The sequence below is a fragment of the Streptomyces ferrugineus genome, from assembly GCF_015160855.1.
Taxonomy (GTDB): Bacteria; Actinomycetota; Actinomycetes; order Streptomycetales; family Streptomycetaceae; genus Streptomyces; species Streptomyces ferrugineus.
In genome coordinates this window covers 6,265,527-6,282,094 of the sequence record NZ_CP063373.1, presented here as the reverse complement: position 1 = coordinate 6,282,094, position 16,568 = coordinate 6,265,527, and the positions used below count along the sequence as shown (strand labels likewise).

Genomic DNA, 16,568 nt, shown 5'->3' with positions numbered 1-16,568 from the left:
TCCCGCAGACCTTCGTACCTCAAGGAGTCGATCCACCATGGCGAGCGAAGCGCCGACCGCTCATGTCTCCGATCTCGACTGGCTCATGAGCGGCCTCGTGCAGCGGGTACCGCACACGACCAGTGCGGTCCTCCTCTCCTGCGACGGGCTCGTGAAATCGGTTCACGGCCTCGACCCCGACAGCGCCGACCACATGGCCGCCCTGGCCTCCGGCCTGTACTCCCTCGGCCGCAGCGCCGGCGTCCGTTTCGGCGACGGCGGGGACGTGCGCCAGGTCGTCGTCGAACTCGACTCGAGCCTGCTCTTCGTGACCACGGCCGGCTCCGGCACGTGTCTCGCCGTGCTGGCCGGCCGCGAGGCCGACGCGGCGGTGCTCGGCTATGAGATGGCGATGCTGGTCAAGAGCGTCCGCCCGTACCTGGTCACCGCGCCCCGCCAGCACACCGTCGAACCCTCGGCGCTGAGGCCTTGAACGTGACCGCGGCCGGCGACGGGCCCTGGCTCGACGACGCGGCCGGCCGGCTGGTGCGCCCTTTCACGGTCAGCAACGGCCGTACCCGGCCCACCGTCGCGCTCGACCTCATGTCGCAGGTGATGGCCACTGGGGCGACCCCCCTCGGCTATCTCGGCCCCGAGCACGAGCTGGCACTCGATCTGTGTCGCGCCCCCGTTTCGGTCGCCGAGGTGGCCGCCCACCTGAAGCTGCCGGCGGCGGTCACCAAGGTGCTGCTGTCGGACCTCGTCGACTGCGGGGCGCTCACCACCAAGCCCCCCGAGTTCCACCACAACCCGACTGACCGGGCTCTTCTGGAGGCAGTGCTCGATGGACTACGACGACAGCTCTGACCCCTTCCCCACCGCACTGAAGATCTTGGTGGCGGGAGGCTTCGGGGTAGGCAAGACGACCTTCGTGGGTGCGGTCAGCGAGATCGCGCCGCTCAGCACGGAGGAACTGCTCACCACGGTCAGCGCCGCTACCGACAGCCTCGACGGCGTCGAGAACAAGGTCGAGACGACGGTGGCCATGGACTTCGGCCGCATCACCCTCGATCCGGAACACGTCCTGTACCTGTTCGGCACGCCGGGCCAGGAACGGTTCTGGTTCATGTGGGACGAACTCTCGGAGGGCGCGCTCGGCGCGGTCATCCTCGCCGACACCCGGCGCCTGGAGGACTGCTTCGCGGCCGTCGACTTCTTCGAACAGCGGGGTCTCGGCTTCATTGTCGCGATCAACGAGTTCGACGGCTCCTACCGGTACGACCCGGAGGAGGTCCGTGCCGCCATCGACCTCGACCCGGAGATCCCCGTCGTCCGCTGCGACGCGCGGATCTCCAGCTCCGGTGTCCAGACCCTGCTGACCCTGGTACGGCACCTCATCGCCCACACCCCGGCGCCCGCGCCAAGCCATGGCGCCCACATGTGACACCCGCACACAAGGCACGGAGCCGCATATGACGTACGCCCACAGCGACGGAACCCGCCCATGAGCTACGGCCCACCCCACCCGGTCGCTCGCCTGCTGCTGACCCCCGAGGACAAGGAGGCTCCCGCCCGCGCCCGGCGGCTGCTTGGACTGGGTCTGGGGGATCACGCCGACCCGGCCCTCGACGTCTTCGCGGACCATCTCGCCGAGCTCACCGGGGCGCCGTACGCCATGGTCAACTTCATCGACGAGAACCGGCAGTTCTTCGCCGGCCTGCATGTGCGGCACCGGGTGGCGCTGACGCGGGCCGATGAAGACAAGCCGGAGCTGGGCCGGTACATGGAGCGCGACCATGGGTTCTGCCCCCATGTGGTGGTGCGACGCAAGGCGCTGGTCCTGGAGGACGTCTGCGACTATCCGCGGTTCGCCGGGAACCCGATCGTCGACGAGTTCGGCATCCGTTCCTATCTGGGCGCCCCTCTCATCGACTCCACGGGAATGGCCCTGGGGACGGTGTGCGTGGTCGACGTGGAGCCGCGGCCGTGGGGAAGGGCAGGGCTGGACACCATCAAGGCGTCGGCGGCGGACCTGGTCACCCGGCTGGAGCGGCGGGCGGGAGACGGGCTGCCGCTTCTCTGACGCCGCAGCCGCGACACCTGACCCCGCCGTGGGACAACTGGTCCGGCCCTGCCGGGCGGCGCCTGCTGACCGCCGACCCCTAGTAGCCGCGCCAGACGTTGTCGAACGCGGCGTCCTCGATCACCCGCCGCTGCCGTACGGCCTCCAGCTCCATCACCGCGTCGCCGACGGCGGCCAGCACGGTCGTGACCGTCTCGTCGTCGAGCTCCGCCGTGCCGTCGGCCGGCTCGTCGTGGATCCCGGCGGCGGCCGCCAGGGCGGCGAGCACCGGATCGCCCAACGCCCAGCGCTCCTCGGCCCGGCGCCGGGCCGACGAGTCCACCGGCGCCGTCCGCCCGGTCCGCAGCGGGATCCGGCGGCCCCGCGGCCGGGTCGTCAGTCCCACCCGCTCCAGATCCTCCACGTAGGCCGAGGACAACGCCCGTCCTCGGCGCCACAGCCAGTCCTCGACCGACTCGTACGGCTCCTGTCGTACGAGTGCCGAGGCGGCCTCGTCCAGGAGGCGGTCGCCCGTGGGCGCCTGAGCGCTCGGCAGGATGCGGTCGCCGTCGAGGACCAGGGCCCGCGCCTCGATCAGGTCGAACATCTCGGCCCCGGCGAGCGCGAGCGACAGATCGCCCTGCTCCACCGGGCGGTCGGGCGCCGCGTCGAGGGCGATGATCGCGAGGTCCCGTGCGGTGGTCATGAGCGGCTCCAGGTCAGTCGGCCGAGTCCGTTGCGGGGGCGCCGGGCCCGGTCTCGGCGGTCCGGGCACCCAGCGTCGATTCTCGTCGCCGTTCGGGAGTTGTGTGGCGTACTACGAACAAGTGGTGCGGGAAGCCGACCCGCAGCACGGCGGCGGCACCGTGCCGAGGCCGACAGCCACTGGGCGCCGCACACACAGCGGTCTGGAGAACTCCGGGGACCGGGCCCGGGCCGGTGGTGCGGGTGTGGAACTCCCGCCGGGCCCAGGGCGTGAAGGAAAGCTGTGGCGCCGCTTAAGAAATCCTCGATGGACCCGGGCGCCGCCGTACGGCAGATTGCTACGCGAATCCACCCCCCTCCCGGCCGCGGGCTCCCCTCGGCATGCCCGCGGCCGGGACTCACGCACAGGAGCCGTAGCGTTGAAGGCGCTGGTCAAGGAGAAGGCGGAGCCCGGGCTGTGGCTCGCGGACGTTCCGGAACCGGCCGTCGGAGCGGGTGACGTACTGATCAAGGTGCTGCGCAGCGGCATCTGCGGCACCGATCTGCACATCCGGTCCTGGGACGGCTGGGCGCAGCAGGCGATCCGCACCCCGCTGGTGGTCGGCCACGAGTTCGTCGGCGAGGTCGTCGGGACCGGCCGGGACGTCACCGACATCGCCGTCGGCGACCGGGTCAGCGGTGAAGGCCATCTGGTGTGCGGCAAGTGCCGTAACTGCCTGGCCGGCCGCCGTCACCTGTGCCGTGCCACGGTCGGGCTCGGCGTCGGACGGGACGGCGCCTTCGCCGAGTACGTGGCCCTGCCCGCCGCCAATGTGTGGGTGCACCGTGTGCCCGTGGACCTCGATGTCGCGGCGATCTTCGACCCGTTCGGCAACGCCGTGCACACCGCGCTGTCGTTCCCGCTGGTCGGCGAGGACGTGCTGATCACCGGAGCCGGCCCGATCGGCCTGATGGCGGCGGCCGTGGCCCGGCACGCGGGGGCGCGCAACGTCGTGATCACCGACGTGAGCGAGGAACGGCTGGCGCTGGCCCGCAAGGTCGGCGTCAGCCTCGCGCTGAACGTGTCCGAGGCGAGCATCGCCGACGGGCAGCGCGAACTCGGCCTGCGCGAGGGCTTCGACATCGGCCTGGAGATGTCCGGCCGCCCCGAGGCCATGCGCGACATGATCGCCAACATGACGCACGGCGGCCGCATCGCCATGCTCGGCCTGCCCGCCCAGGAGTTCCCCGTCGACTGGGCCCGGATCGTCACCTCGATGATCACCATCAAGGGCATCTACGGCCGTGAGATGTTCGAGACCTGGTACGCGATGTCCGTGCTGCTGGAAGGCGGCCTCGACCTCGCGCCCGTGATCACCGGCCGCTACGGCTACCGCGACTACGAGGCGGCGTTCGCCGACGCGGCGAGCGGCCGCGGCGGCAAGGTCATCCTCGACTGGACCCTCTGACCTCCACAAGGGACTGATGATGTTCGACTCCGTGCGCGACGACCTGCGCGCCACCCTCGACGAGATCCGCGCCGCCGGCCTGCACAAGCCCGAGCGCGTCATCGACACCCCGCAGTCCGCGACCGTCAACGTCAGCGCGGGCGGCCGCCCCGGCGAGGTCCTCAACTTCTGCGCCAACAACTACCTCGGCCTCGCCGACCACCCCGAGGTCGTCGCCGCCGCCCACCAGGCCCTGGACCGCTGGGGCTACGGCATGGCGTCGGTCCGCTTCATCTGCGGCACGCAGGAGGTGCACAAGGAGCTGGAGGCGCGCCTTTCCGCGTTCCTCGGTCAGGAGGACACGATCCTCTACTCCTCCTGCTTCGACGCCAACGGCGGAGTGTTCGAGACGCTCCTCGGCCCCGAGGACGCGGTGATCTCCGACGCCCTCAACCACGCGTCGATCATCGACGGCATCCGGCTGTCCAAGGCCCGCCGCTTCCGCTACGCCAACCGTGATCTGGCCGACCTGGAACGGCAGTTGAAGGATGCGTCCGACGCGCGGCGCAGGCTGATCGTCACCGACGGCGTCTTCTCCATGGACGGCTATGTGGCGCCCCTGCGCGAGATCTGCGATCTCGCCGACCGCTACGACGCCATGGTCATGGTCGACGACTCGCACGCCGTCGGCTTCGTCGGCCCCGGCGGCCGCGGCACTCCCGAGCTGCACGGCGTCATGGACCGCGTCGACATCATCACCGGCACCCTCGGCAAAGCGCTCGGCGGCGCCTCCGGCGGCTATGTGGCCGCCCGCGCCGAGATCGTTGCCCTGCTGCGCCAGCGCTCCCGGCCGTACCTCTTCTCGAACACCCTGGCCCCGGTGATCGCGGCGGCGTCCCTGAAGGTCCTCGACCTGCTGGAGTCGGCGGACGACCTGCGCGTCCGGCTCGCCGAGAACACCGCCCTGTTCCGCCGCCGTATGACGCAGGAGGGCTTCGAGGTCCTCCCCGGCGACCACGCCATCGCGCCCGTGATGATCGGCGACGCGGCGAAGGCCGGCCGGCTGGCCGAGCTGCTGCTGGAGCGGGGCGTGTATGTGATCGGCTTCTCGTACCCGGTGGTTCCGCAGGGCCAGGCCCGGATCCGGGTGCAGTTGTCCGCCGCGCACTCGACGGACGACGTCAACCGTGCCGTGGACGCCTTCGTCGCGGCCCGGGCGGAACTGGAAGCCTGACGTCCGGCCGGCCCGGACATATTGCGATAATCGATCGCATGATCGAAGCGCGGCGGCTCCACATCCTCCGTGCGGTGGCCGACCACCGCACCGTGACGGCGGCTGCCGCCGCGCTGTACCTCACGCCCTCCGCGGTCTCCCAGCAGCTCGCGGCCCTGGAGCAGGAGACGGGCCACCGCCTGGTGGAGCGCGGTGCGAAGGGCGTACGGCTGACCCCGGCCGGCGAGATCCTCCTGGGCCACACCAACGCCGTCCTCGCCCAGCTGGAGCGGGCGGAGGCCGAGCTCGCGGCGTACAGCTCGGGCGCGGCCGGCACGGTCACCGTCGCCTCCTTCGCGACCGGTATCGCCCTGGTCGTCGCGCCGGCGGTGGCGCTTCTCGCCGAGACGTCCCCCGGCATCCGCATCCGTGTCCAGGACGCCGAGGGCGACGCCAGCCTGCCCATGGTGCTTGACCGGCAGGTCGACATCGCGGTGGCCGTCGAGTACCGAGGGGCGCCGCCCGCCGACGACCCCCGCCTGGCGCACGTACCGCTGTACGCCGAGCCCTTCGACGCGGTCGTCCCGGTCAGCCACCGCCTGGCCGACGCGCCGGAGGTCCCGCTCGCGGAGCTGGCCAAGGACACCTGGATCGGCCCCTACCCCGGCAACCCCTGCCATGACGTGGTGGTCCTGGCCTGCGAGAACGCCGGCTTCCAGCCCCGCCTGGAGCACTCCTCGGACGACTTCCGTGCGGTCGTCGCCCTGGCCTCGGCCGGCGCGGGAGTGGCGCTCGTACCCCGTTCGGCGCTGCGCGGCATGGACCTCGCGGGAGTCGTCGTACGGCCCGTGGACGGGGTGGCTCCCACCCGCCGGGTCTTCGCGGCCGTACGGCGAGGCGCCGAGGAGCACCCCCTGATCCGGCCGGTGCTGGAGGCGTTGGGCGAGGTGGCGGGGGAGTGAACCGCGAAGTGAGCCGCCCGTAACCCGGACGTCTCATATCCGGGATAGCGTCCCGGATGTGAGTCAAGTTATGGGGCACACGACAGCCGACGGCGAGACCCCGGACCCGGTCGACACCCGCCTCGGCGCACGCCTGGCCGAGCTGCGGGCCGAACGCGGCTGGTCCCTGGGCGAGTTGGCGGAACGCAGCGGCATCAGCCGTTCGACCCTCTCCCGCGCCGAACGGGCGGAGACCAGTCCCACCGCCGCACTCCTGAATCGCCTGTGCCATGTCTACGGCCGCACCATGTCCCAGCTGCTCAGCGAGGTCGAGTCCGAGCCCGCGCTGCTGGTACGGGCGGCCGAGCAGCCGGTGTGGGAGGACCGCGCCTCCGGGTTCGTACGGCGATCCGTGTCGCCGCCGCACACCGGGCTGCGCGCCGAACTCGTCGAAGGACGGCTGACGGCGGGTGCCGACATCGCGTACGACCGACCGCCGGTGCCGGGGTTGGAGCAGCACATATGGGTGCTGGAAGGGGCACTCGACGTGACGGTTCAGGAGGCCGAGCACCATGTCGGTGCCGGGGACTGTCTGCGGATGCGGGTGTGGGGGCCGACGCGGTTCCGGTGCGCGGGGCCGGAGGCCGTGCGGTACGTACTGGCGGTGGTGCTGCCGTGATCGTGACGCGACTGGACGAGACCCAACTGCTCGACCGGGCCGAGGACTTGGCCGACCTGCTGATGGATACCGTGGACGACGGCGCCTCCGTCGGATTCCTCGCTCCCCTCGACCCTGGGGCGGCCCTGGCCTGGTGGAAGGAGCGCGCGGCGGCCGTCGGCGCCGGGCGGCTGGCGGTGTGGGTGGCGCACATGGGCGGGCGAACCGTGGGCACGGTCGGCCTGGACTTCCCCGACAAGCCCAACAGCGGCCACCGGGCCGAGCTGGTCAAGCTGATGGTGCACCGGCACGCACGCGGGCAGGGGCTCGGCCGCAGACTCCTGACGACCGCGGAGGAGGCGGCGATCGAGGCCGGCGTCACCCTCCTCCATCTGGACACCGAGACCGACAGCCGCGCCGAGCGTCTGTACGAGTCGGCCGGCTGGACCCGGGCCGGGGTGATTCCGGACTACGCGGCGAGCCCGGCCGGAGTTCTGTGGCCCACGACGATCTACTACAAGCAGGTGTGACCCGACGTCCCTGTGCCGGCCCCGATCGACAACTACCCGTCGCCGGACCGCCGACGACGGCGGGCCGGACAAGGCATGGGCCGGACTTCAGTTCCTGTTCGACGAGGGGACGTGGACCGTGGGTTCGCCGACGGCGCTGTGCCGGCGGGGCCGTTCCGGTTGCTCGGGCGACATCAGTCGGCGGGTTTGCCGAACCAGCGGGCGAGGTGGTCGTCCAGGTCCTGCTGATCGTCGCCGATCCAGGCGACGTGGCCGTCGGGGCGGAGCAGGACGCAGGGAACGTCCAGTGCCGCGGTGGGGTCCGCGAGGTGATCGACCCGGTCTGACCAGCCGCCGACGGTCAGATGTCCGGTGCGGTCCAGCAGCAGGCCGCGGCCGCGACGCAGCAGAGCGTAGAGGTGGCCGTGTTCGACGTCGATGTCGGGCATGCGGCGGCCGAGCAGGTCGGGGCCCTCGCCGCAGTCGTAGCGGATGCCGATCGCGGTGATCTTCTCGAGGAGATGGCGGTTCACCTCGTCGAAGTCCATCAGTTCAGTCAGCAGCCTGCGCACGGCTCGCGGGCCCGGTTCGGTGGAGTGCAGTTCCATCTGGGCGCGGGTGTTGTCCAGCACGTCCTCGGCGACCGGACGGCGTTCGGCCTGGTAGGTGTCCAGCAGTGTTTCCGGCGCCCGGCCGCCAATCTGTGCGGCCAGCTTCCAGCCGAGGTTGAATGCGTCCTGAACGCCCAGGTTGAGGCCCTGTCCACCGGTGGGTGGATGGATGTGTGCCGCATCGCCGGCCAGCAGCACCCGCCCGACCCGGTAGCGTTCGGCCAGCCGGGTGGCATCCCCGAAGCGGGACAGCCAGCGCGGGGAGTGCACGCCGAAATCGGTTCCGGCGACGGCGCGCAGCTGTTGTCTGAAATCCTCGAGGGTGGGTGGTTCCGCGCGATCACTGACTCCCGCGGCGGGGACTATGACGCTGTAGGACCGTTCGCCGAAGGGCCGGAGCCGGAACCGCTGATCGGTCTCGCCGATTTCGGTCACCTTGGCGGCGATCTCCTCCTGCGGCACCCCCACTTCCATCTCACCCATCAGCGTCTCGGTCCGCGAGGGCTCGCCGGGGAAGCCGACGCCGAGCAGTTTGCGGACCGTACTGCGCCCGCCGTCGCAGCCGACGAGATAGCGCGCACGCAACTGTGCGCCGTCGGCAAGCCGGACGGTCACACCCTCGGCGTCCTGCTCGAGACCGGTCACCGCACAACCGTGCCGGACCCGCGCACCCAGTTGGATCGCGTGTTCTTCGAGGAGGCGGACGACGACCGGCTGGGGGATGCCCAGGAGATAGGCGTACGCGGAATCGAGGCCCTGGGGCGCGGGTTTGGTGATGGCGGCGAAGTATGCGCCGGCCGGACGCCGTCTTCCGTGTTCGAGCATGCGATCCAGCAGTCCGCGCATGGCCATCAGCTCGATACTGCGCATGTGCAGACCGACGACGCGGACGAACGACACGGGCTCGGTTTCCTTCTCCAGCACGAGTACCCGCACATCGTGCAACCGCAGTTCGGCGGCCAGCGTCGCGCCGGTCGGGCCGCACCCGGCGATGATCACGTCGAACCTGAGTGGCGCGCGATCGGTGTCGTTCGACGACGGCTCGGCGGTGAACTGTGGAGAGTCCATGGGTGTTGCCTCTCGGGAGTGCCTTGTTGTCGAGGCGCTCCCGGCGACACCTACGTCAATCGCCCGGCCGTGACGGGAAGGGGGAGCACCCACATCGAAACAGCGTTCATGGGTCTCACCTCCTCGGGCGGTGTCACGTCGACCGCAAGCTACAGGCCCGGGCAGCAGCGCGTCCAACCCTTTTCCAGAGCGGCACAGCTCTCACCAGGTGATTGTCGGTGGCAGGCGCTACCGTGCGTCTCATGCCGGATGCCGAAGACGTACGCCGAATCGCCCTCTCCCTGCCGGACACGGCGGAGAAGATCGCCTGGAGCATGCCCACGTTCCGGGTCGCGGGCAAGATGTTCGCCACCCTGCCCGAGGACGAGACCTCCCTCGCCGTGCGCTGCCCCAAGGAGGAGCGCGACGAACTGGTCCTGGCCGAGCCGGAGAAGTTCTGGATCGCCGACCACGAGGCGCAGTTCGCGTGGGTGCGCGCCCGGCTCGCCGCCCTGGAGGACGAGGACGAACTGCGCGACATCCTCGCCGACTCCTGGCGCCAGGCCGCCCCGCCCCGGCTGCTGGAGGCGCATCCGGAGCTGGGGCAGCCGACGGGGGACTGAAATCCTGGGGGCGTTGTCAGTGCCCCGTGTCATGATCCGAGGGCTGGTGCGGGAGCCGGGGCGGAGGGGGCCTCGGCTACCACGGCGGCTTGTGTGAGGGCCCGGGCGAACGGCTCGGTCGGGGAGGGGCGAGGAGCGTGAGCGGGGGCGAGGAGGCCGGGGCGCGCCCGGTGTGGTCGCGGGACTTCGGCCTGTTCTTCGTCGCGCGCGCCGTCGCCCAACTCGGCGACACCATGCTGCCGGTGGCCCTCGCAGCGGGCCTCCTGCTGCACGGGTACGGCGCGGGCGCGGTCGGTCTCGCCCTGGCCGCGACATCCGCCGCCTTCGCGGGGCTCATCGTGTTCGGCGGGGTCATCGCCGATCGCTTCAGCACCCGCAAGCTGATGATCGGCGCCGACCTGGTCCGTCTGTGCACCCAGTCTCTCGCCGCCGTGCTCTTCTTCTCCGGGCACGTGGTGCTGTGGCAGATCTGCGCGATCGGCTTCGTCAACGGCGTGGCAGGAGCCGTGTTCCAGCCCGGAGTGGCAAGCACGGTGCGCCGGCTCGCCACCGACGTCCAGGGGGCGAACGGCGCCGTCCGGATCGCCGAGGCCGCGGCCCAGCTCGCCGGCCCGGCCCTCGCGGGCCTGCTCGTCGGCTTCGCCTCACCCGGCGCCGTGTTCACGGCTCACGCGACCACCTACGGGATCAGCGCACTGTGCCTGATGCTGCTGCGCCTGCCTGCGCGGACCCGGCCGTCCGATGGCGACGACACCAGCCGTGGAACCAGAGCCTTCCGCGCCGACCTGGCCGAAGGCTGGCGGGAGTTCAGGGCCCGGACCTGGCTCTGGGGTGTCATAGCCGTCTGGTGCGTCTACATGATCACCGTGTGGGGCCCGACGGTCCCGCTCGTCGCCGCGGAGGTGGTCCAGCAACACGGCCCCCGTTTCTACGGCCTGATCAACTCCGCCTTCGGCGCGGGCACAGTCGTGGGCGGCCTGCTCGCCCTGCGGCTGCGTCCTCGCCGCATGCTCCGCGCCGGAGCGATGGGCATCTTCGCCTTCGCCGGTTTCCCGGTGACGGTCGGCTTGGGCCTGGGCGTTCCGGCCATGGCGGCGGGAGCGGCCGTCGCCGGGGCCGGCATGGCCTTCTGGAGCGTGATGTGGGCGACCAGCGTCCAGACTCAGGTCCCGGCCGACGTCCTCAACCGTATCCATGCGTACGACGTGGCGGGCTCCCTCGCGATGATGCCGGTCGGCCAGTCCATCGCCGGACCGGCCGCCGCGACCCTCGGCGCCGATCGTGTGCTCCTGGTCGCCGGAGGGATGAGCCTCGTCGTCGCGGGAGCGCTGCTCTCGGTGCGGTCGATACGGGACCTGGTGCGGGCGGACGCCGCGGCGAAGCTGGGGGCGGCGCCGGTGCCGGAGGAGGAGCGCGTGCGCCTGAGCGGCGGCACCGAGGCGGGTCCGCGAGGCACCGAGGGCTGCGGGCACGAATAGACGGGTGCGGAATAAACGGGTGCGCGACCACCGACCCGAGTGCGGTATTGTTTCCGTGCACGTTCGGCCGGGGGAAACCCCAGGTCAGACGGGCACCGGGACGTGGCGCAGCTTGGTAGCGCACTTGACTGGGGGTCAAGGGGTCGCAGGTTCAAATCCTGTCGTCCCGACGGTGCGAAGGGTCTTCGCAGGCGAGAGCCTGTGAGGGCCCTTCTTCTGTGTGGCACCCTCACCCGGCGGGTCAGCAGGTGCTGTTCGTCTCGGTGAGCAGCCCCAGTCGCCAGGGGAGTTGGGAGTAGTCGCCGCCGGCCGTGGTTCTCCGCCGCCGTGTGCCACCTCCACCCGTAGGCCCAGACGCGCATCGCCCGTGAGTTGGGGCTGGCGCTGCACCTCGTGCCCGGCGCGCGGCGTCCGCGGGCGCCGTGCGCCGCTGCTGAGCATCGTCCGGGTGGTCCGGACGAGCTGCCTCATCGCCGCTGGTCGCCCGCGGCGGCCTCCTCGGCGGTCCGCCTGGCCCAGGCGAGTTCGAGCTTGCCGGTCGGGGTGCGGGGCAGGGCGTCCGTCAGGACGACGGCACGCGGCACCTTGTAGCCGGCGAGGCTCTGCCGGACCCAGTCGCGCAGTTCGTCGGGCTCGGTGGCGCTGTCCTGCCGGACCGCCACGACGGCCGCCACCCGTTCGCCCCAGGTCTCGTCGGGGACGCCGACGACGACGCAGTCGGTCACCGCCGGGTGGGTCAGGAGGAGGTTCTCGACCTCCTGGGGGTGCACCTTCTCCCCACCGGTGTTGATCACGCCGGAGCCGCGGCCGAGGAACCGGATCGCGCCGTCTGCCTCGATCGTGGCGAGATCGCCGGGGACGGCGTACCGGACCCCGTCGATGGTGCGGAACGTCGTCGCGCTCTTCGCGGGGTCCCGGTAGTAGCCGAGCGGCATGGGCCCGCAGTAGGCGAGGTAGCCCGTCCCGTCGCCGCCGGGTTCGACGAAACGGTCGTCCACGTCGATCACCCGTGTCGCGGGCACGGGGAAGAAACGGGCGGGCAGGTCCCGTACCGACGAGGTGATCGCGAAGGCGAACGGGCCTCCCTCGCTCGACGCGATGGCGTCGATGACCGTGACCTCGGCACGCTCGTGCAACTCCTTCTTGAGCACGTCGCTGAGTGCGGTGCCGGAGCTGATGATCCTGCGCAGCGAGCCCAAGTCGTGCGGCCGCCCGGCCTGTTCGGCACGCAGGAGCTCGTCGACGAGCGGCCGGCACACCGCGTTGCCCGCGACGATGGCCGTGTCGACGCGCTGCTCGGCGATGGTGTGCCAGACGTGCTCCGGGTCCAGGCCGCCCTGCCGGGCCGTGACGGCTCGGCCGCCCACCATCAGGGCGCCCATGGTGTTGAACAGCCCGGTGGCGTGCATGAGCGGCACGACGGGCATGGTGGTCGGGGCACGGTGCTCGTGGTGGGCCTTGGCCGCGGCGGCCACGGACTCGTCGAGGGTCGCCGGGAGTTCGGTGACACCGAGCGGGTGGAAGATCGGGACCACGAGGGAGTGGAGCAGGTCGCTCTGGCGCCACATGACGCCCTTCGGCCTGCCCGTGGTCCCGCCGGTGTACATGAAGAGCCGGTCCGATCCGGGACGCGGCCGCGGTGCGCGTGGTGCGTGCGCGGCCAGCAATTCCTCGAGTTCGGGCACGTCGGGTCCGGCCGGGCGTTCGGCAGGCGGTGCGCCCGCTCTGACGAGCAGCTTCAGGGTGCGTACGTGCCCGGCCGCGTGCGTGACCCGGTCGGCCAGGGCGCCGCTGAACACGACGGCGGCCGCGTCGGCGTCGGTGAGGAGTCCGGAGAGTTCCTCGTCGGTGTAGCGGTAGTTGGCGTTCACGGGCACGGCGCCGAGTTTGAACGCGGCGTAGACCGTCTCCAGGTAGGTGGCCCCGTTGAACAGGTAGCAGGCCACGGTGTCGCCCTCGCCCACCCCGGCCTCCTCCAGCGCTCCGGCCAGCCGTGCGGCGCGCTCGTCGAACTCCCGGTACGTGGTCTCCCGGCCGGGTTCCGCGATGGCGACGGCATCGGGCAGCGCGCGGCAGACCGCCTCCCAGATCGTGCCGATCGACACGTCCATGCCTCGGACCTCCTCGTCCTGACCGTGCGGCCCTGCGGATCTCTCGTCGGCTCAGTGACCCGCAGGGGCCCCCTCAACGTAGCCAGCGGACGTCCCCGTGGGAACGAGAGCAATGACCGAGCCGGTCCGGCGCTTCGACCTGCCGAGGAACAGGTCGAATGACGTAGGCCTACCCCGAATGCGTCGGCGTACGATGCACAGCGCTCGTCGACGACGACGATGACGAGGAGATCGGTCATGTCCGGTACGCCGTTCATCGGGTGGGACGAGGTCGCCGCCATGGCGCCGGACGGCCTGGCCGTACTGGACCGCGCGGGCCGGTTCGTCCGGCTGAACCCGGCGGCTCTCGCGCTGTTCGGGGTGGTGGAGGAGGCCGAACTGCTCGGTGGGCCCGCCCCGTTCGCGCTCGCGGGGACTGCCGCCGCGGGGCCGGCGCAGGACCGCTCGGTCCACTGCGTGCACTCGGAGGAGCGGGTCGCCCTCTGGGCGCCTGCCCACGGACCGCGGCGCGAGTTCGCCTACCGGGCCCGTGCATCGGGCGCCGACCCCACGCTCACGGTCGTGTCGTTCCGCGACGTGACCGACGAACGGCACCGGCAGCGCAGGATCGCGGCCCTGGCCCAGACGTCGATCGCGCTGGCCTCCGAGGGTTCGCTCGGCTCCACGCTGGAGGCCGTGGCGCGTCAGATCGTCCAGGCCGACGGGCTGGCCGGCGCCCAGATCCTCATCCTGGACAGCACCGGCCGGGAACTGCGGCTGATGGGCTCCGCGGGGCTGCGGCCCTGGGAAGTGTTCCTCGACCGGCTGCTGGAGTGCCGCGACCGGGGCGCCCGGCTGTGCATGCTGGACGCGCTGCGCGAGCGCCGACCGATCGTCGTCCCCCACCGGTGGGCGCAGATCCGCCAGGACCCGGCATGGGAGCCGCTCCACGCCTACCTCGGGGAGTTGAACTGGGACTCCTTCGTCAGCGTTCCGCTGACGGCACGAGGCCGCGCCGAGGGCGTGCTCAACGCCTACTTCGCGCCGGGGCAGGAGATCGGCGGCCGGACGCTGGAGTTCCTCGCCGGCATGGCGGAACAGGCCGCCCTCGCCGTCGACTACGCCACACTGCTCCAGCGCGAGCGTGAGGGAGCGCGCCGCAACGAGCGCCAGCGCCTCGCCCGCGACCTGCACGACTCGATCGTCCAGCAGGTGTTCTCCATCGGGATGCAGGCCAACGCCGTGGGGGTGCTGGGCGCGCGCGGCGAAGCGGTCCCCGCGGACTCCGTGCGGGCCTTCGCGGGCGAGGTCGGGGCACTCGCGCGGACCGTCCTGGCCGACCTGCGGGCGATGGTCCACGAACTGCGTCCGTCCTCCTCCACCCGGCTCGGTCTGGAGGACGCGGTGAGCGCGCTGGTCACCAGCACCGAGAACCGGACCGGCCTCAGCATCCGGTTGCTGTGCGGCCGGGAACTGGACGCGGTCGAAGCGGAACTCGCCGAGGACATGTACCGGATCGTCGCGGAGGCCATCCACAACGTGGTCAAGCACGCGGAGGCCACCGCCGTCACCATCCGCCTCGGCGTACACGACCACACCCTGACCGCGAGCGTCCGCGACGACGGCCGTGGGCTCGCGGCCTCGGGCGGTCGCGGCACCGCGCCGCAGGGCGAGAGCGACCGTACGGCCGGCGGGCAGGCCTGGGAGCACGGCTACGGACTGACGACGATGCGGGAGAGGGCGGAGCGATGGGGCGGCACCATGAGGATCAGGTCCGGCGCGAGGAGCGGCACGACCGTGCGCATCGTCATACCCCTTCCGGTACGAGTCCCGGAGGTCGCGGACGGCCACCGGGGGAACTCGCGGGCGGTGCCGCTGCGGGGGACGCCGGAAGCAGCTCCATCCGGGTCCTGATCGTCGACGACCACGCCGTCGTACGCCGGGGGATCCGCGCCTATCTCGAGGTCCTGGACGACATGGAGGTGGCCGCGGAGGCCGCCGACGGGCAGGAGGCGCTCACCAGGCTGGACGCGATGGCGGCACACCGGGAGCTGCCGGACGTGGTGCTGATCGACCTGATCATGCCGAAGATGGACGGGGCGACGGCGATCGGAACGATCAGCCAGCGCCACCCCGGCGTACGGGTCGTGGTGCTCACCAGCTTCGGCGAGATGGAACGCGTCCACACCGCGCTCGAGCAGGGGGCGGCCGGCTATCTCCTCAAGGACGCCGAGGCCGGTGAGGTGGTCGCCGCGATCCGCGCTGCCGCCCGCGGCGAGGTCTTCCTCGACCCCGCCGTGGCCAGGGGGCTCACCCAGGAGATCGTCTCGCCGCCGACCGGGCTCGCCGCGCTCACCGGCCGGGAACGCGACGTCCTGGTCCTCGTCGCCGAGGGGCGGGCGAACCAGCAGATCGCCGACGAGCTGGTGATCAGCGAGCGGACCGCCCGCACCCACGTGAGCAACGTGCTGCGCAAGCTCCGCCTCACCTCACGCACCCAGGCCGCGCTGTTCGCGGTGCGGCAGGGGTTGGTGCCGCCGCAGGCTTGAAGAACTGTCGTCGACGCGGAAGGTCAGGCTGTTCACCACGCCGACGACTCCGTCGATCCGCCAGGTCCGTTGGAGGACCAGGGGGATGTCGCCGCGGTGTTCCAGCCGTCCCTCCAGCTTGACCATGCCGTCGTCGACCGAGACGAACACGGTGTGGGGCGGCAGGCTCATGGCGCGGGTGAGGACCTCGTCGATCACCTCCCGACGGATCTCGTCGTCCGTCCGCAGGAAGACCCGCAGCAGGTCACGCCGGGTGGCGATGCCGATCAGCCGGTCCTCCTCGTCCACCACCGGGAGCCGCTCGACGCGGTGCCGTTCCATCACCCGGGCCGCGTCCGCGACCCGCTGCTCGGGATGCACGGTGATCGCCGGGGTGGACATCAGCTCCTCCGCGGTCGTGGCGCGCGCCTTGGCGGCCGCGGCACGGGCGGAGCGGCGCAGCGCCGGGATCCGGAATCGGCGCCGCGCGGTGCCTCGGCCGGCCTGAGCGGCCTGCCGGCGGATGAGGTCGGTCTCCGAGATGACTCCCAGGACCTTGTCGTCGTGGTCGACGACGGGCACTCCGCTGATCCGGTGTCCGTGCAGCAGCCGTGCCACCTCCTTGTACGACATCTCCCGGCGGGCCTGGATCACCTCGCTGGTCATCACCTCGCCGACAATGCGGGTCTTCACGGCC

Annotated in this window: 17 protein-coding genes and 1 tRNA gene; 14 read left to right on the top strand and 4 right to left on the bottom strand. The window is 71.6% G+C overall.

The window, feature by feature from the left end; translation table 11 throughout:
• The first annotated feature begins 37 nt into the window (after positions 1-37).
• From IM697_RS28385 to IM697_RS28370, 4 genes are read left to right on the top strand one after another with little or no spacing between them, the layout of a single operon-like run.
• Positions 38-472, top strand: a complete 435-nt coding sequence (locus IM697_RS28385) for a roadblock/LC7 domain-containing protein (RefSeq protein ID WP_194038941.1) — start codon at positions 38-40, stop codon at positions 470-472.
• 2 nt (positions 473-474) lie between these two features.
• A complete protein-coding gene (locus IM697_RS28380; protein ID WP_194049910.1) occupies positions 475-846 on the top strand; it encodes a DUF742 domain-containing protein in 372 nt (123 codons plus the stop codon).
• Complete coding sequence (locus IM697_RS28375) at positions 824-1,423, top strand: GTP-binding protein (protein WP_194038940.1); 600 nt, start codon at positions 824-826, stop codon at positions 1,421-1,423. The genes IM697_RS28380 and IM697_RS28375 overlap by 23 nt, the downstream gene beginning before the upstream one ends.
• 60 nt (positions 1,424-1,483) lie before the next feature.
• Entirely contained in the window at positions 1,484-2,062 is a 579-nt protein-coding gene (locus IM697_RS28370) for a GAF domain-containing protein (RefSeq protein ID WP_194038939.1), read from the top strand.
• A gap of 79 nt (positions 2,063-2,141) precedes the next feature.
• Here the strand turns inward: IM697_RS28370 and IM697_RS28365 are convergent, their stop codons facing one another.
• Complete coding sequence (locus IM697_RS28365; protein WP_194038938.1) at positions 2,142-2,747, bottom strand: GOLPH3/VPS74 family protein; 606 nt, start codon at positions 2,745-2,747, stop codon at positions 2,142-2,144.
• Between the two features lie 418 nt (positions 2,748-3,165).
• Here IM697_RS28365 and tdh point away from each other — a divergent pair, with 418 nt between their 5' ends.
• The 5 genes from tdh (at position 3,166) to IM697_RS28340 (ending at position 7,515) form a co-directional block, all read left to right on the top strand.
• The gene (gene tdh, locus IM697_RS28360) at positions 3,166-4,194 is read left to right on the top strand and encodes an L-threonine 3-dehydrogenase (RefSeq protein WP_194038937.1); all 1,029 of its coding nucleotides are present in this window, start codon (positions 3,166-3,168) and stop codon (positions 4,192-4,194) included.
• 19 nt (positions 4,195-4,213) lie between these two features.
• The gene (locus IM697_RS28355; protein WP_194049909.1) at positions 4,214-5,407 is read left to right on the top strand and encodes a glycine C-acetyltransferase; all 1,194 of its coding nucleotides are present in this window, start codon (positions 4,214-4,216) and stop codon (positions 5,405-5,407) included.
• Positions 5,408-5,445: 38 nt separating this feature from the next.
• Positions 5,446-6,348 (top strand): LysR family transcriptional regulator, encoded by a 903-nt coding sequence (locus IM697_RS28350; RefSeq protein WP_194038936.1) that lies wholly within the window; start codon positions 5,446-5,448, stop codon positions 6,346-6,348.
• Between the two features lie 70 nt (positions 6,349-6,418).
• The gene (locus IM697_RS28345; RefSeq protein ID WP_194038935.1) at positions 6,419-7,006 is read left to right on the top strand and encodes a helix-turn-helix domain-containing protein; all 588 of its coding nucleotides are present in this window, start codon (positions 6,419-6,421) and stop codon (positions 7,004-7,006) included.
• Positions 7,003-7,515, top strand: coding sequence for a GNAT family N-acetyltransferase (locus tag IM697_RS28340; protein WP_194038934.1), 513 nt, complete (start codon positions 7,003-7,005; stop codon positions 7,513-7,515). The genes IM697_RS28345 and IM697_RS28340 overlap by 4 nt, the downstream gene beginning before the upstream one ends.
• A 173-nt stretch (positions 7,516-7,688) precedes the next feature.
• Here IM697_RS28340 and rox read toward each other — a convergent pair whose 3' ends face one another.
• Positions 7,689-9,173 (bottom strand): rifampin monooxygenase, encoded by a 1,485-nt coding sequence (rox, locus tag IM697_RS28335; protein ID WP_194049908.1) that lies wholly within the window; start codon positions 9,171-9,173, stop codon positions 7,689-7,691.
• A gap of 242 nt (positions 9,174-9,415) precedes the next feature.
• On the opposite strand from rox, the gene IM697_RS28330 reads away from it, so the two are divergent.
• The 3 genes from IM697_RS28330 to IM697_RS28320 all read left to right on the top strand — a co-directional run bounded on the left by IM697_RS28330 (position 9,416) and on the right by IM697_RS28320 (position 11,423).
• Positions 9,416-9,775 (top strand): MmcQ/YjbR family DNA-binding protein, encoded by a 360-nt coding sequence (locus IM697_RS28330; RefSeq protein ID WP_194038933.1) that lies wholly within the window; start codon positions 9,416-9,418, stop codon positions 9,773-9,775.
• 137 nt (positions 9,776-9,912) lie between these two features.
• A complete protein-coding gene (locus tag IM697_RS28325; protein WP_194038932.1) occupies positions 9,913-11,253 on the top strand; it encodes an MFS transporter in 1,341 nt (446 codons plus the stop codon).
• A 96-nt stretch (positions 11,254-11,349) separates the two neighbouring features.
• Positions 11,350-11,423, top strand: a tRNA-Pro gene (locus IM697_RS28320).
• A gap of 297 nt (positions 11,424-11,720) precedes the next feature.
• Here IM697_RS28320 and IM697_RS28315 read toward each other — a convergent pair.
• The gene (locus IM697_RS28315; protein ID WP_194038931.1) at positions 11,721-13,364 is read right to left on the bottom strand and encodes an AMP-binding protein; all 1,644 of its coding nucleotides are present in this window, start codon (positions 13,362-13,364) and stop codon (positions 11,721-11,723) included.
• A 237-nt stretch (positions 13,365-13,601) separates the two neighbouring features.
• On the opposite strand from IM697_RS28315, the gene IM697_RS28310 reads away from it, so the two are divergent.
• A complete protein-coding gene (locus tag IM697_RS28310; RefSeq protein WP_194038930.1) occupies positions 13,602-15,257 on the top strand; it encodes a PAS domain-containing sensor histidine kinase in 1,656 nt (551 codons plus the stop codon).
• On the top strand, positions 15,245-15,892 hold the full coding sequence (locus IM697_RS28305) for a response regulator (RefSeq protein ID WP_194049907.1): 648 nt from the start codon (positions 15,245-15,247) through the stop codon (positions 15,890-15,892). Before IM697_RS28310 ends, IM697_RS28305 begins: the two co-directional genes overlap by 13 nt.
• Here the strand turns inward: IM697_RS28305 and IM697_RS28300 are convergent.
• Positions 15,833-16,564: a CBS domain-containing protein gene (locus IM697_RS28300; protein WP_194038929.1), complete on the bottom strand. Its 732-nt coding sequence runs from the start codon at positions 16,562-16,564 to the stop codon at positions 15,833-15,835. The two genes, IM697_RS28305 and IM697_RS28300, sit on opposite strands and share 60 nt — an antisense overlap.
• Between the last annotated feature and the right edge of the window lie 4 nt (positions 16,565-16,568).

Coding starts and splice junctions, on each gene's coding strand:
- IM697_RS28385 (WP_194038941.1), top strand. CDS start 38: ATGGCGAGCGAAGCGCCGACCGCTCATGTCTCCGATCTCGACTGGCTC.
- IM697_RS28375 (WP_194038940.1), top strand. CDS start 824: ATGGACTACGACGACAGCTCTGACCCCTTCCCCACCGCACTGAAGATC.
- IM697_RS28370 (WP_194038939.1), top strand. CDS start 1,484: ATGAGCTACGGCCCACCCCACCCGGTCGCTCGCCTGCTGCTGACCCCC.
- IM697_RS28365 (WP_194038938.1), bottom strand. CDS start 2,747: ATGACCACCGCACGGGACCTCGCGATCATCGCCCTCGACGCGGCGCCC.
- IM697_RS28355 (WP_194049909.1), top strand. CDS start 4,214: ATGTTCGACTCCGTGCGCGACGACCTGCGCGCCACCCTCGACGAGATC.
- IM697_RS28350 (WP_194038936.1), top strand. CDS start 5,446: ATGATCGAAGCGCGGCGGCTCCACATCCTCCGTGCGGTGGCCGACCAC.
- IM697_RS28345 (WP_194038935.1), top strand. CDS start 6,419: ATGGGGCACACGACAGCCGACGGCGAGACCCCGGACCCGGTCGACACC.
- rox (WP_194049908.1), bottom strand. CDS start 9,173: ATGGACTCTCCACAGTTCACCGCCGAGCCGTCGTCGAACGACACCGAT.
- IM697_RS28330 (WP_194038933.1), top strand. CDS start 9,416: ATGCCGGATGCCGAAGACGTACGCCGAATCGCCCTCTCCCTGCCGGAC.
- IM697_RS28315 (WP_194038931.1), bottom strand. CDS start 13,364: ATGGACGTGTCGATCGGCACGATCTGGGAGGCGGTCTGCCGCGCGCTG.
- IM697_RS28310 (WP_194038930.1), top strand. CDS start 13,602: ATGTCCGGTACGCCGTTCATCGGGTGGGACGAGGTCGCCGCCATGGCG.